General features: G+C 55.2%; 11 protein-coding genes and 1 tRNA gene. 6 read left to right on the top strand and 6 right to left on the bottom strand.

What is annotated here, in order from left to right; genetic code table 11:
• Positions 1-46 precede the first annotated feature (46 nt).
• Positions 47-137 (top strand) — tRNA-Ser (locus FA94_RS12825).
• Between the two features lie 428 nt (positions 138-565).
• Positions 566-1837 carry a hypothetical protein gene (locus tag FA94_RS12820; protein ID WP_156126624.1) on the top strand — a complete coding sequence of 424 codons (1272 nt, stop codon included), beginning with the start codon at positions 566-568 and terminating at the stop codon, positions 1835-1837.
• A gap of 84 nt (positions 1838-1921) precedes the next feature.
• On the opposite strand, the gene FA94_RS38605 is transcribed toward FA94_RS12820, so the two are convergent.
• The 4 genes from FA94_RS38605 to FA94_RS12800 all read right to left on the bottom strand — a co-directional run bounded on the left by FA94_RS38605 (position 1922) and on the right by FA94_RS12800 (position 5137).
• Positions 1922-2500, bottom strand: a complete 579-nt coding sequence (locus FA94_RS38605) for a hypothetical protein (protein ID WP_156126623.1) — start codon at positions 2498-2500, stop codon at positions 1922-1924.
• Positions 2501-2605: 105 nt separating this feature from the next.
• Positions 2606-4078, bottom strand: a complete 1473-nt coding sequence (locus FA94_RS12810) for a YaaC family protein (RefSeq protein WP_231584945.1) — start codon at positions 4076-4078, stop codon at positions 2606-2608.
• A gap of 148 nt (positions 4079-4226) precedes the next feature.
• Positions 4227-4442 (bottom strand): hypothetical protein, encoded by a 216-nt coding sequence (locus tag FA94_RS12805; RefSeq protein ID WP_035551558.1) that lies wholly within the window; start codon positions 4440-4442, stop codon positions 4227-4229.
• A gap of 101 nt (positions 4443-4543) precedes the next feature.
• Positions 4544-5137 carry a recombinase family protein gene (locus FA94_RS12800; RefSeq protein WP_035551555.1) on the bottom strand — a complete coding sequence of 198 codons (594 nt, stop codon included), beginning with the start codon at positions 5135-5137 and terminating at the stop codon, positions 4544-4546.
• Between the two features lie 281 nt (positions 5138-5418).
• Here FA94_RS12800 and FA94_RS39415 point away from each other — a divergent pair, with 281 nt between their 5' ends.
• Positions 5419-6087: a hypothetical protein gene (locus tag FA94_RS39415; RefSeq protein WP_231584943.1), complete on the top strand. Its 669-nt coding sequence runs from the start codon at positions 5419-5421 to the stop codon at positions 6085-6087.
• Positions 6088-6089: 2 nt separating this feature from the next.
• Complete coding sequence (locus FA94_RS12785) at positions 6090-7172, top strand: helix-turn-helix domain-containing protein (RefSeq protein WP_035551552.1); 1083 nt, start codon at positions 6090-6092, stop codon at positions 7170-7172.
• A gap of 167 nt (positions 7173-7339) precedes the next feature.
• Here the strand turns inward: FA94_RS12785 and FA94_RS12780 are convergent, their stop codons facing one another.
• The gene (locus FA94_RS12780; protein ID WP_035551550.1) at positions 7340-7750 is read right to left on the bottom strand and encodes a hypothetical protein; all 411 of its coding nucleotides are present in this window, start codon (positions 7748-7750) and stop codon (positions 7340-7342) included.
• A 662-nt stretch (positions 7751-8412) separates the two neighbouring features.
• On the opposite strand from FA94_RS12780, the gene drt2 reads away from it, so the two are divergent.
• Positions 8413-9684, top strand: a complete 1272-nt coding sequence (gene drt2 / locus FA94_RS12775; protein WP_035551547.1) for an antiviral reverse transcriptase Drt2 — start codon at positions 8413-8415, stop codon at positions 9682-9684.
• Between the two features lie 36 nt (positions 9685-9720).
• Here the strand turns inward: drt2 and FA94_RS12770 are convergent, their stop codons facing one another.
• Entirely contained in the window at positions 9721-10590 is an 870-nt protein-coding gene (locus FA94_RS12770) for a hypothetical protein (RefSeq protein ID WP_035551545.1), read from the bottom strand.
• Positions 10591-11072: 482 nt separating this feature from the next.
• On the opposite strand from FA94_RS12770, the gene FA94_RS12765 reads away from it, so the two are divergent.
• Positions 11073-13583 (top strand): type VI secretion system Vgr family protein, encoded by a 2511-nt coding sequence (locus tag FA94_RS12765; protein WP_035551544.1) that lies wholly within the window; start codon positions 11073-11075, stop codon positions 13581-13583.
• The last annotated feature ends 17 nt before the right edge of the window (positions 13584-13600 follow it).

The following is a 13600-nucleotide window of genomic DNA, read 5'->3' as shown; positions in this document are numbered from 1 at the left end:
GGGTGTGGCGCAAGGCCCGAAGTTTGCTATAATTCGGCTCCCCGCCGGAGAGATGGATGAGCGGTTTAAGTCGCACGCCTGGAAAGCGTGTATAGGTTAATAACCTATCCGGGGTTCGAATCCCCGTCTCTCCGCCAGAACTGAATGATAAGCCGTTGAATCTAAAAGGATTCAACGGCTTTTTGTCTTTCTAACCCACAAAGCGACTATCAAACCAATGTGGCGAATTTTTGTGCCACGTAGCGCGGCGTACACATCACTATACGTTTGCTTGCACAAATGGTTTGCGGCCGCTACGCTCCTCCAAATGCTTCCATAAAGTGATTGATCCACGAACGGCGGACGCTCGCGCAACCTACGGGAGGGTTGCGCATTGAGGGTGCAGTCACACCGGGAGACGACTTGGGGATTCGGTCAAAGTGGGGATAAAACACTTGGCGCGGGCAAAGAAACCTTAAACCTAGCCCGCTGAGGCTCCAGATTTCGGTCGAACTTTCACAGAAATTGAGCCGTAAAACGGGCTGTTTCGGCATCGAAAATAATATTGCTCTTGCAGACATCTGAGATGACGAAATCCCATACCCAAACCCCGCAGCCCAAAAAAGGCGCCCCCACAGCTTTGATCTGGGCGCTTATTGCCGGGGTCGGCTTCATTGCCGCGATCCTCATTGTTATTAGCGTTGAAACTCTCACGAGCAAAGAAAGCACTCTGCTGGGCACGCTCCTTACCCTACTTGCAGTCGGAATTGGCTGGGGCGTCTCTCATTACTATGCTTCAATGGACAAAGCGCAGGCAGTGGCCGAGGTTCGCGAGTTCGAGCAGCGGAACCTTAGAACATACGCGCTCAAGGCTGCGGAAAAAGTCACAAACTTATCGAAGGAGCTAAGCAGGCTTTCGACTTATTTGCAGGAAGAGTTGCAGTACACGGAATATCGGAGCGCCGAAGAGGAGCTTTTTGCAAAGGAGGAAAGGATCGAAAGCGCCATCCATATTCTGGGTTCACTTCGGTCTATCAACGACACAAGCTTGAGCGATTGGCAAGGGGTAATCGGCGCGGAGTTGGACGAACAAAGGCAAACCGAAGAGGTGCGAGCCGAGGCCCTCGGCGAACTAACAGATCGACTCGCAGCCCTTGAACGTGCCTCAACGGAAAATGTTCCTGTAACAGAGGACCTTGAAATAAAGGCGCTCAAACGCGAAGTCCGGGCTCTCGCCGCAGACATCAACGGAATCTCGTTCCGTCCTAAAAAGGCCCGGCCGCCCTACCAAGAAGTAGTCGCATCTTGTCCAGCCTGCAACGTCGATGTGAGCTTCCGGCTTCGTGAGCGAGACGGGGAAATCAAAGCCGTTCAATGCAAGCACTGCGAGTCAAACCTTATCGCTGAGTACCGCGAAGATAACGGCGTTATCCTACGCCAACGACAAGAGCTTCCTGAACCCATCCACTGTCCAGAGTGCAACTTTGAATTTTCCGTTGACTTGGATGAGTGGCCGTCGGCCTCCTCGAATGCCACGTGTCCTCAATGCCAGGAGGCAGTTCGTGTATCACGAGCTGACGCTGGCAAGGACCTTCGTGTTGTGCTTCGACAGCCCAAGGCGCTCCAGCCAGTTACACCTGAGATCATCGATCGAGTGCGGCAAGCGCTTCCGACACAGCCTTGGCCAAAGGGAGTACACCAGTCCGTGGCAGCGCAGTTGCAACTCAAGCCGCAAACAGTTCAAAAGGCAATGCAGCATCTCATCCGCATTGGCGAGTTCTCGGATCAGGTCGACGGTGTCTTGTGCACGACCGCGGAGAAGCTCGCGCTAATACGATCGGCTGGGCAGCATCTATGACGCGCGGCGACTATCCACACGGGCCTCGAGCTACGATCGATAAGCATTTCATCGAATAGCGATAGATCGCCCACGCTCCGACGCCTACGGAGCGATGCGTGTCTTGTGTGCCTGCATCGCCGCCCACAAGCGGTCCAAGACGTCTGAGGCTGGCTTTGCCTTCGCGACAACGCCGACGCTGGTGAAGGCGTGCAGGCGCAATTTATCCAGCCGTTCCCGACTCAACAAGATTTCATCAAAGAATCCTTCCTGCTCGACCAGCTTGAACCATCCGCTATTCCGGCCCGCTTCGATAAAGAACGTCACACTTTGCCCGTGCTGCAACGTCGCGGGCAAGCGCGGATTCTGCGCGTACTGCGCCGGAGAATCCACGTTCTGGTAACCAGCAACCTTTGCGCGGCGCGAAGGCTTCCACGAAAAGCCTTCGACAGTCGCGGGCGTAATGCCCAGATTCACTATATTAATGCACAGGAATTCAGGCCACGGCGGTCCGGGTAATCCTCCGCCGAGCAGAATTCTTAGCCCGACTGTCAGCCGAAGTTCGGGCTTGGGCTTTCGATTAACAAGCCAAAGGGAAACGATGACCGCACCGCATGTCCCGACGGCGGATGCAATTTGCGCGCAGTCGACCACGTACTTCCACCACGTTAGTTGATCTGCCATGTTCGAGGTCTTCCCTAACCGGTAAGGCACTGCAGATCAAGCGAACGAGCTGCAAGTTCGCAACCGTGAAAATCACGTGTGTGTGGCATACAACACCGTACCCCTTCAAATGAACCCACCTGGAAGGCTTGAATGCACTCGATCATCTGTGATGCTTTCGAGGAATTCCTGCGGCAACATCCGCTCGAACACATCTAGCATTCGCACGATTAGCGCCGAATGCTGATCCCAGTCTCCACCTTCGACTCGCCTCCAGGCACTGGGCATGTAGCGGACCAGAATAGATAACGCATAAAGGATGATCAGGGAGATCGCGCGATACTCGTGAATTCCGGCGAGCGTAGGGATAATCAGCGTTCCGCTCTGGGTGAACGGGCTGTGATGTATGGGAAGCACCTCGTTCCAGTACTTGAAACCGGAGTGGTCAACTCTCGCCCGATATACGTGCCCGTACTCTTGATCACCTTGCACTCGAGCAAGCTCGGCGATTGGCCATGTTGTTGTGTGCAGTCTATTCTCAGACAAGCGGGCAGATTTGTCTACGAACCGCACGTAGCTGCTGCCAACCACTCCCACTCCGCCCATTTGATTCGACTCCATGTCGAATACTGGTGTGATCCAAGACGGCTCGAGATCGTAGACGTCAAGAAAAAGCGATCCGAGTTCGGGGAGGGTCGAAAGCAGATCGCCGAGGGTGGTTACGCAGCTATCGGGAATTTTCTCAAGGTCGCTCGGCGTTTTCGGCTTCGCTCGTGGATACCTATCGATGCTATAACCGAGGAATGCTGCCCAGCGTGGAAAAAACCCAGTCGCCAAGACACCAACATGCAAAGCCCCCAAGTCATCGGTCGCAGAAGCAACCGTAAACAGACCGTGTCCGTGCTTTGTCATGCCCTCTACTTCGTCGAGGTCTGCTGCACCCGATGGCGAAGCCAGCATCTCAGCGAAAGCCAGCGCGAGCGAACCGTAGTAGAGGCTCAGAATACGCCGGTTCAGACTCTCATTCGCTGCGTTACGAAAGTAATCGGCCGCGTTTCGAATAGCATAGGCGACGCCTGCCGATTTGGCTTGCAGTTGCTCCCCCGATAGACTGACGGAATCTCGTGCTGCACGTCGCTCAACAAGCTTATCTGCAAGCTTCACGCTCCCGAGTTGGCTCAAATGCGCCCAAATCTCATCTACCGGCCGTTCAGCGGTGATGTGTCGAACAGTGCGGGGTCCGCGCTTATCCGCCGGTATGCCAACCTCGGGTGCCACCTGCTTATTCCAATCGACCAATACCGGGAAAAAGTCATCAATCGGTGAGACGGGCGTCGAGATTCCATACGCGAAGCTCTCGACCTTGTACAAGGCGCCGTTGACGAATATGTGATCTACGTTCCCGTCGAGTTGTTTGTAATAACGATTGTCTGTAGCAGAGGTGTACATCAGCGCGATCAATCGAGTCACGTCGGACTTGCTCGCGGTAATGGTTAGGTACTCGCCGCTAGTGTTCTCTCCTGTAATGGATGCCGTCCAACCATGTGTTCGCAACGGCTTAAGTATCTGCTGATCGGTAGCTCTGTGGAGGATATCCATTCGCAATTCCACGCCAACACCTCCCATATGTCCTCCTGCGCTTTAGTTGAATTGCGTCAATATTCGGGTTGTCGCATATCGGCAGTGAATTCCGGATGACCGTATTAGGCTGCCGTTGAGCGCAGTCCCGACTCCAACGCGGCGCTTGCTAGTGCTCTAACTTTGATTGCCAACGCGGAAAAGCTTCCAAGAAGCCCTCATCGATCTCGTATCCAAACAGAAGCCGGTCACCCATCGTTGTGGTTTTAGGGTAGTCCGGCAACTGAACGGGCTGCCCAATTGGTTTGCCTCCGATGAACGTCTCCACATCGTTGTAAAGCGCGATTTGCTCGTCCGTGTTGAGCCTAAACTTCAAGAATGGCATTGGGCCTCCGTTGCGTGCAAATAGAACCGTCGAAAGCGGCCGACGAGAGCTTCACGCAGCAATGTACACGCATATAATGCGTTGCACTGCCGCTGTCACTATCATTCGGTAGCGGCGCACGCTCGCTTGACCGTCGCAGTACCAACACCGAATTGCTCAGCAGTTACGCGAATGCTCGCGCCGTGCTCTTCGCGCCACGCTTTGATCGCAGCATAATCGTGCGACCGCACGCGGCCCGTGTACTTGCCCGCTGCCTTGGCGATCGCGACGCCCCGGCGCTGCATCTCGCCCCGGTTGCGATAATCGGCTTCTCCCTGTGCAGCCATGAATGCCAGCACCGCGTCTCGCGTAGCCTTTTCAATCGGGTCCTTCGCGTTCCCGTCGAACACCATCCCGTTGAGCGTGCATTCGACGAGTACCCCTAAGCCCATGAGTCGGTGCATCGTCCGGTGCAGTTCATCGTAGCGGCGGCTGATCCGGTCCAGCCAGCGCACGATCAGGATTCCACCGTGGCGCAAATCATGCTCGGCTTTGCGCCACTGCTCGCGGTCCTCTGGGGCCACATGGTAGCCACTGATGCCCTCGTCTATGAAAATGTCCTTCCCGTCTACGCCGTGGGCTCTGGCGTCTTCGTACTGGCTTGCGGATGATTGCCCGTCCGTGGTCGAAATCCGCCCGTAGTAGATTTTGCGCATGGTCTTTGTGTGGATCGTTTGAATTGATGGATCAATTCTACCATGTGGCTCACAAACAGTTAAGTCTATTGATCCGGGTGCATCGGCCCCGGGCTGTGGCTCGCTACGGTGTACCCAAACGAGCCAGGACGTTGGTGTCGACTCGCTGTGCGCGCTGGCTGGTCCTAGGGTGACGCCGGAGGGTCAAGTGAATGTTTAGCGCGCCTATGATGTGGATAGCCCCACCATGTCCATTTTTTCCATTACAATTGAGGCACCGAAAATGGACATGGAGTCCTCGTATGCCTGCGGTCGTGCACCAGAAATTCGAAGAAGTCGAATCGAGGCTGTCGCAACTCGGCCTCACCCGCGAAATCATGATTGAGATCGTGCAAGCATGTGTCGCGGGATATGCGGGCTGTACTGACAACGACCCACCGGGCGCTCCGGGCTATTCTTCGTGGCGACACGGCGTCCGTCGGAGCCGCGAACTGCTTCGACCGCTGGGCTGGCTCAAAGACAATACCGGCGGCCTTGCTACCTGTCTGAACCGCGAGAAAAAGGTCCGATTGGCCATCCTGAATGCAGACGACGGCGCAGGTATTCCTGATCGCGTTCCGCAGAATCGTTCGAAGAAAGGTCCGAACTCGGAACGTGCCGCGTTCAACAATAAGCAGGTTCATCAATATACGTTGCCGGATGCCGATGACTGGCCGTCTCCTGACGGCGAAATGCCAGTCACCAACCTCAGCGAATATGCTACGTGGCACGTTTGCGTTTTCATCAAGGGCGACAACGTTCAGGCCGAATTGTCGTTGCTGGGAGATTTCGACGCTGGCTACGCTTCCGAGTGCCTTGAGAAGATAATCCTCGTGGCTCCCGGTGAGTGGAATACGCCGATCCGCGATCAGAATAGCAGCGATGATGACGACGATCTCGACACATTTCCCATTGAAGTAACCCGTAAGTAAGCATGTTTAATCCAAGCCGACTGAGCCTCGCCCGGCGTCGACGCAAGTTCACAAAAAAAGCTCTTGCAGAGGTGCTGGGCTGCGATCAAAAGACAATCATTCGGTATGAAAGCGGCGAAGCGGAACCGCCCGAGGAAAGTTTGAATGCGCTTTCGAGCGCATTGAACTTCCCGGTCGCCTTCTTCTCCGGCAACGACATAGATGAGCCTCAGCCAGAGGCTGCCAGCTTCCGGTCGATGAGCACAATGTCCGCTCGCGAGAGGGATGCCGCTCTCGCCGCTGGTGCGTTTTCGTTTGTTTTTAACGACTGGATTGACGCGCGGTTCCATCTACCTTCGCATGCTCTCATCGACTGTAAGGATTGCGCCGATCCCGAAGCGGCAGCACGTGTTCTACGTGAGGAGTGGGGGCTCGGAGATCGGCCAATTACAAACATGGTGCATCTCCTCGAGGCCAAGGGCGTGCGCGTGTTTTCGCTTGCGGAAAATACGAAGACGGTCGACGCCTTTTCGATGTGGAGGAAGGAAACGCCCTACGTCTTCCTGAACACGTTTAAGACTGCCGAGCGCAGCAGGTTCGACGCCGCGCACGAGCTTGGGCACCTTGTCCTGCACAAGCATGGTGGCCCACAGGGCGGTAGAGTTGTCGAAGATGAGGCCAACCAGTTTGCCTCGGCGTTTCTAATGCCTGAGGGAGATGTAAAAGCTCGACTTCCGCGGGTCAACGCGGTAAATCAGATAGTGGAAGCCAAGAAACGGTGGCGCGTATCGGTCGCCGCATTGAACTATCGATTGCACCGCTTGGAAATAACCACCGACTGGCAGTACCGCAACTTCGCGATCCAGATTTCACAGCACTACCGGCAATCTGAGCCATATTCCGTAGAGCGTGAAACGTCCGTGGTTTGGGACAAGGTTCTGCAGATGTTGCGCGCCGATGGCATGACGAAGCACACGATCGCAAGTGCGCTGTCGCTGCCGGTTGTGGAATTCGACAATCTGGTGTTCCGCCTCACCAACTATCATAGTATCGAGGGCGGTGGGTCTGGTCGCGGCAAAAGCAAAGCGAAACTGAGCGTCGTTTAGCAAGGGAACGGGGCGCGTCTACAATGACTTACTACCACTTTTCAGCGTCAGACGACGCAAGAACGCGTCAGCACCAAACAAAGCGGCCTAGCGTCACTACTGCTGTCGACACTACGACTGCTGTGTACTAAATAAATCTATTCGACGCGGATTTGCCGGAGGAGAAATCAGGCGTTCACGTCAGTCGTAACTTCCCAGCCGGAAACGTCGTTCCGGTAGCCGCTCGCCCCGCTTGGTATCAGCACGCAATGCAGTTCGTTTGTGTTGTCGAATCCGATTAGGATGTTGTCCCCCTCACGGGCACGGGCCATCACCTTATTCTCCCGAAAATAAAACCGGTGCTCGGATCGCGTTGGATGCTTCCTCCTGGCATCGTACCAAGTGACTTTTGCTCTGTCGGCGATGGCCTCGCCTCTCAAGGAGAACACGGCTTCTCGTTCAAAGCCATCCTCGCCAAATATCAGCTCAAGCTGCGCGACACCGTTGAACTCATGTTGATGGGACTTCCTCGGGTCGGCTTCGGTTGCCGAAAGCAGCTTGATGCAGGCGTTTCTCAGGACAATTGGTCTATCGCTCATCTGTCATCTCCCCGCCAATAAAGCACCCAATGGGTGCTCTTCGTGCCCACCGCGATAAGCTGTTCGCGGTCAGCTTGCCGACTATACAACGCAGGTCAATCCGGCATCTTTGCTCACATGTCGACGCGTACAACCAAAATATGCGAAATAGATCAATCCGCAGAACAAGACCGGATAGAGATGGTCTATGCGTGACGCAAGTAGGCTATTCAACAGCCTCCTTGCGTCGCCCTGATGTAACGATCTTCACGCGCGCGGAACAAAGTTCAGCGGACAAGAACCGACATTTGAACGTTACCCCCAACCTTTTCGGAAGTGCCCAACACGCCCCTGTAGTATTTCAATGTCGCACTTGCGTAGCGGAAGAGTGTCATTTATATTAATTACGCTCTTCGGATATGCTGGAGAGGAAAGTGACAGGTTGTCAAGCCACGCCGAACGGCTCCAAGAGCAGAGACGCAGCGCTGATAACGCATAGACTATGATCTCCGTCATACGGACCTCTACGTCGATACTGACATGATACTTCATTTCTAACATTAGCGGCCAAAGCTCGGTTTTTAAGCTGAGTGAGATAATGTGAAGAACATTGCTGTATATCCGGGGAGGCGGTTATTGGAATGCCGCCAACCGTCGTCTCCCCGGTTTGCTAGGTAAATCGAATGAGCAAAGCTGTCGGGTGGTTTAAACGCCGAAGATATCTACATTTCGATTTGCCGATTAGCGAGAATGCCGCGGCCGCCATCGCCTGTAATCCGGAGGTGGTGACGCGTCACGCTTTTTATCCATTCATTCGCTTTATCGTTAAAAGCCACAAGGTAAAGTGGGACAAAGTTCATAAACGCTTAGTGGTTATCCCGAAGGAGCGGCCGGTAAGTTATGCTTCGCATGTGGATAGCCATATTTACGCGCACTATGCATCGCTATTAAGCGAGCGCTACGAAGAGTATCTTCGCGAAGTTGAATACCAGCCTTCGGTACTCGCTTTTCGGAGGCTCGGAAAGAGCAACATTGAGTTTGCGAAGGAAGCATTCGATGCAATCAAATTGATGGGCGGCGCGGACGTGATCTGCGCCGACATTAGCGATTTTTTCGGAAATTTAGATCACAAGATACTAAAAGCGAGCTGGGCGACAATGCTTGGCGGCAAGAACCTTCCTCCCGATCACTATAACGTATTCAAGTCGCTCACCCGTTTCACTTGGGTAGACAAGCGGAATCTTTACAAAGTATTAGGCATTTCATTTAACAATCCCCGTCGCGCTGGCGCTCGGATTTGCGAGCCTGACGTTTTCCGCAATGTGGTTCGTGCTTGTGGTCTGATTGAGCGTAACGTAGTACCGAAAGGAATTCCGCAGGGTTCACCCATAAGCGCGCTCTTGTCGAACATCTACATGACGGGCTTTGATCAGGCAATGTGGACCGCTCTCTCCCCGTCCGGTGGCAAGTACTTTCGCTACTGCGACGACATGCTCATCATTGCGCCCGAGGGCAAGGGGAAGGAGTTTATGAAGTTAGCCGGTGAACTTGCCAGCCTCTATGAATTGCCATTACATCCCAAGAAGACCGAGGAACGTTTTTTCACGTCAACATCTGGCAGACTGGAAGCCGATAGGCCGCTTCAATATCTGGGTTTTATCTTTGACGGTCAGCAAGTTTCGCTTCGTTCCGCATCATTGGCGCGGTATTCAGAGCGAATGAGGCGCGGCGTACGTCTTGCACGCGTGACCATGCGCACGCGAAATGATTTGCGCGAGGAGCGAGGCGAAGCGGCGAGACCACTATACAAGGGCAAGTTATATAGGCGGTACTCTTATCTCGGACGACGTAACTTCGTTTCGTATGCCTTGCGTGCCTCAAATATTCTTGGCGAAAAAACTATAAAGCGACAAGTTAAGCCACTATGGAAGCGGCTCCGGAAGCAAATGGAGTAAAAGCACATCAGATAGTGTGCATCGTCTATCGAAATTTTACAGAGGTTCGAACTCCTTACACGCGATCTCTCGAAGGCGCATTCGCTTGGAAAGCATGTTGCGGAAACGCTGAATTTCGATTGACTGACTTTGCGCGAGCAGGCGCTTTCTCTCACCGGAATACTCCTCCTCAATCACCAGCGTCATCTTTTGTTCATGTCCGCTCTGCGAGTTTTTGATCGCATGGTCGGTTACGAAAAAGCGCAGTTGCGCTTTCGAATCGGACTTCCGCTTGATGCCCCACTTTCCCATCTCGAAATGCGCGCTGTGGGCCAGTGCTCGGGTCCAGACCGATTCCGGTTGTGGGAAACAACCGTAGGTGCTTAGGCTTCCTGCCATATACAGCAGCGCGTAAGGCAGGTTGGACGTGCTGACAGCTCGATAGAGATAGCCTTCATGCTTGTGAAACTGTCGAAGTATTGAGCCGTAAAGTTCATTTGAAACGGACGCGCCGAGGAACTGTTCGATCATGTAGTGAAGCGCATCCGCATGATCACGGAGTACCTCCAGAATCTCTGATACCGCTTTGCCAGGTCGGCGCGTCTTGTCTGTACCGTTAAGTGATTTCGGGTTCGCGAGAGAGCAGTCCTCGTAGGCTTCGGAGTCGAATGTACCAATCCCTTCAATGTTGCCCAACGCGTGCTTGGCGTAAAGCGGCAAGTTACGTCCCTCGTTGTCGACCTTCCTGGCAACGTCGAGATTGACGATATGAATCGGGTTGTCGCACTCCGGGCAGACTGCGTAGTGCCTTATCTGGCCTGCGCGGTCTTGATACCATGGGTACTTCTTGCTGGTCGCGAAGTGAAAGTTCACAGCAGTCAACGTTTGGCTGCCATGTTCCCCTTGCCGCAACTTGAATACATTCATGCTTTTTCCCTTGATGTTGGGTTGTTGCTTGGCTTGTCAGTGCATCCGTCTTTCACCTTTGGCTGGGCTGGGTGCAAGCCTGTTTTCCAGTGGCTAAATTATCAAGGCTTTAAGGAGACGCACAGATACGTGTCCGGGATTTTTCTGTCAAAAAAATGACCTGATGTATCCGTCCTGAATTCGATTGCATTCATCATCTGACAGGATTTGACATCGCGCCGATATGGCGCGGGCTATTGATTCAGGTAAAATCGCGTGCGTCGCCAATATGCTGATGATGCCGCCTGATTTACATTTTATGCGAAATGGATAATCAAAGTTAAGAGGGTATAAGGTTTAGGTTCGTCTTTTCCTTTCCGGTGAATTTAACGGCACCTTCGATGTTCGAAGGCTTCGTTCTCCAGATGCAGTCAATAGCGAAGTGAACAGGCCGCCCCGCTTTGAGTGGCGGCCGTATGCGTTTTCCATACACGGGGTTCCGCATGGCTTACGAAGTGCTGCAGGGCGCGTTGCGCGCCGGGTACACGCAGTTGGGGCGGCTTAACAAACTCGACACGCCGCTTGGCCAGGACTGGCTCGTACCGATGTACGTGAAAGGTTCGGCTCGCCTCGGGGGCAATTTCGAATTCACTGTTGATGCCGTGTCGGCTCACGGTGAAAAGATCAAGCTCGGCGCGCTCGTGCTGAAACCGGTCACACTCTGGATTCAGCAGAACGACGGCAGCTATATGCCGATCCACGGCTACGTGCAGCATGCCCGCCGTCTGGGAAGTGATGGGCCAGTGACCTACTACCAGATTCAGTTTTCGTCATGGCTCAGCTTCCTCAAGCTCAGCAGTGACTGCCGCGACTGGCAGGAAGCTGACGGCAGGCAGATTCTCGCCGATGTGTTCGCCAAGACCCCGCAGGCGCAGGGCCAGTATCGCTTCGATCTGCGCTCGCCGATCCGCTCGTATTCGCAACGGGTCCAGTGGGAGGACGATTGGAACTTTGTCCACAGGAGCATGGAAGAGGTCGGCATCTTTCCACGCTTCGAATTCGCGAGCGATGGCCAGTCTCATACCGTCGTTATCACGGACGATCTGTACTTTGTGCCGCAGTTGCCCACGCAGGTAGTGACGTTCAGCCGCTCGGCCACCAACGTGGAATTCGATGGGCTGAACCAGTGGAGCGAACAGCAGGATTCGCAAAGCGCATCGATCACGACGAACACCTTCGACTACATGCAGCCCGACCAGCCAAAGGAAATCAGCTCTCCGGCATTCAGTCAGGATGAACTGCCCGCGCAGGGCGAGAACTATATCTATACAGGCGGCTACTCGTGGTCGGATAGCGCGATGGGCGACACGCAGGCGCGCATTCTCGCGGAGGAAATGGCAAGCCGCTCGAAACGGTATTTCGGCGTCGGCAGCCTGCGATGCGCACTGCCCGGCTACTGGTACCGGCTCGATGGTCATCCCGTTCACGACAGCGAGCCGGAGGTCGAGCGCGAGATGGCGATCATCGCCGTCGACTGGCTGATACAGAACAATGTGCCGGGCATCGAAGCCGTCGCGCAGTTCCCGGGGAGTCTGCGGGCCGAGGTTGAACAGGCGCGGACAGCGGGCGCTGGATCGACTGTTCGCCACACGGATGGCAGCGCAGGATTTTTCCAGGTTGAGATTGAGGCGCAGCGACGTCGCGTGCCGTTCCGCAGTCCGTTCAGACATCACAAGCCCGAGATGCATCTGCAGACGGGCATCGTCGGCACACCAGATAACGAAGAAATTTTCACCGATTCGCTGAATCGCTCGAAGGTCTGGCTGACGTGGAGTCGCAAGGGCCGCGACGAACGCGCGTCGGCGTGGATACGCGCCGCCATGCCCGATGCGGGCAGTCAGCGTGGCGGTCATTTTGCGCTGCGCAAGGGCGACGAAGTGCTGGTGGGCTTTGTGAATGGCGATTGCGACCGTCCGGTGATCATTTCGAGGCTGCATGGCGGCGCGACGAAGCCGGCGTTTCACTCGCATGGCCTGTTCTCCGGTCATCGCTCGAAGGAGTACGGCGGCGACGGCTTCAACGAATTCCTGATGGACGACGCCAGCGGACAGAACCGGTTGAGCCTGTACTCGACGAGTTACAGCACCGGCCTCCATATGGGGTATCTGATCCAGCACACGGATAACACGCGCGGCGCGTTTATCGGGACCGGTTTCGATCTGCGGTCGGGAGCGTACGGCGCGTTGCGTGCCGCACAGGGCATGGTCATTTCGACGCAACCTGTCGCCACTCAGCCCATGAACGTGACAGCCGCGACCGGGCAATTGGCGGGCGCTGAGGCCGTCCTCGAAACCGTCTCGAAGGCGAGCGAGACGAACCGGGGTGAGAGTCTGCAGGATGGGCATGATGCGCTCAAGACGTTCATCGATGCGACCCAGCACAGCGTGGCGGCCTCCGTCGGCAAGGGTGGCCGCACGGCGGGGGGCGGGACGGGCAATGCGAACGGTTTTTCGAAGCCGGTCATGGTGTTGTCCAGTCCTGAAGGCATTGCGGCGAGCACGCAGCAGTCCATTCACCTGACGGCCGACCAGCACGTCAATACGGTCGCGAGGAAAAACGTCATTCTTGCGGCGGGCAAATCGTTGCTGGCAAGCGTGATGGACGGCATCAGCCTGTTCGCGCAGAACCTGGGCATCAAGCTCATTGCGAGCAAGGGAAAGATCGACATCCAGGCGCTCAGCGATGCGATGAACCTGCTTTCGCAGCTCGATCTCAAGGTCGAGAGTGCGACGGGACGGCTGGTTCTGACGGCGAAAACGGAAGTGTGGCTTGGCGCGGGCGGTTCGTACATCAGCATCAAGGGCGCAGGCATCGAGAACGTCACGACCGGACACATTCTGGAGCGCTGTGCATCGTGGGACAAACCGAGCGGGGCAAGTGCGGCCATCAGCGATCCGTTGCAGGCCACGCCAGTGGCGGACAAGGGGGGCCGGGGCATGCGGTTTTCTGGGTAATTACATCGAACAAAATA

The organism is Burkholderia sp. 9120 (assembly GCF_000745015.1).
GTDB lineage: Bacteria > Pseudomonadota > Gammaproteobacteria > Burkholderiales > Burkholderiaceae > Paraburkholderia.
Note: the sequence above shows the minus strand (reverse complement) of the source record. Positions and strands in the feature narration are given on the sequence as shown.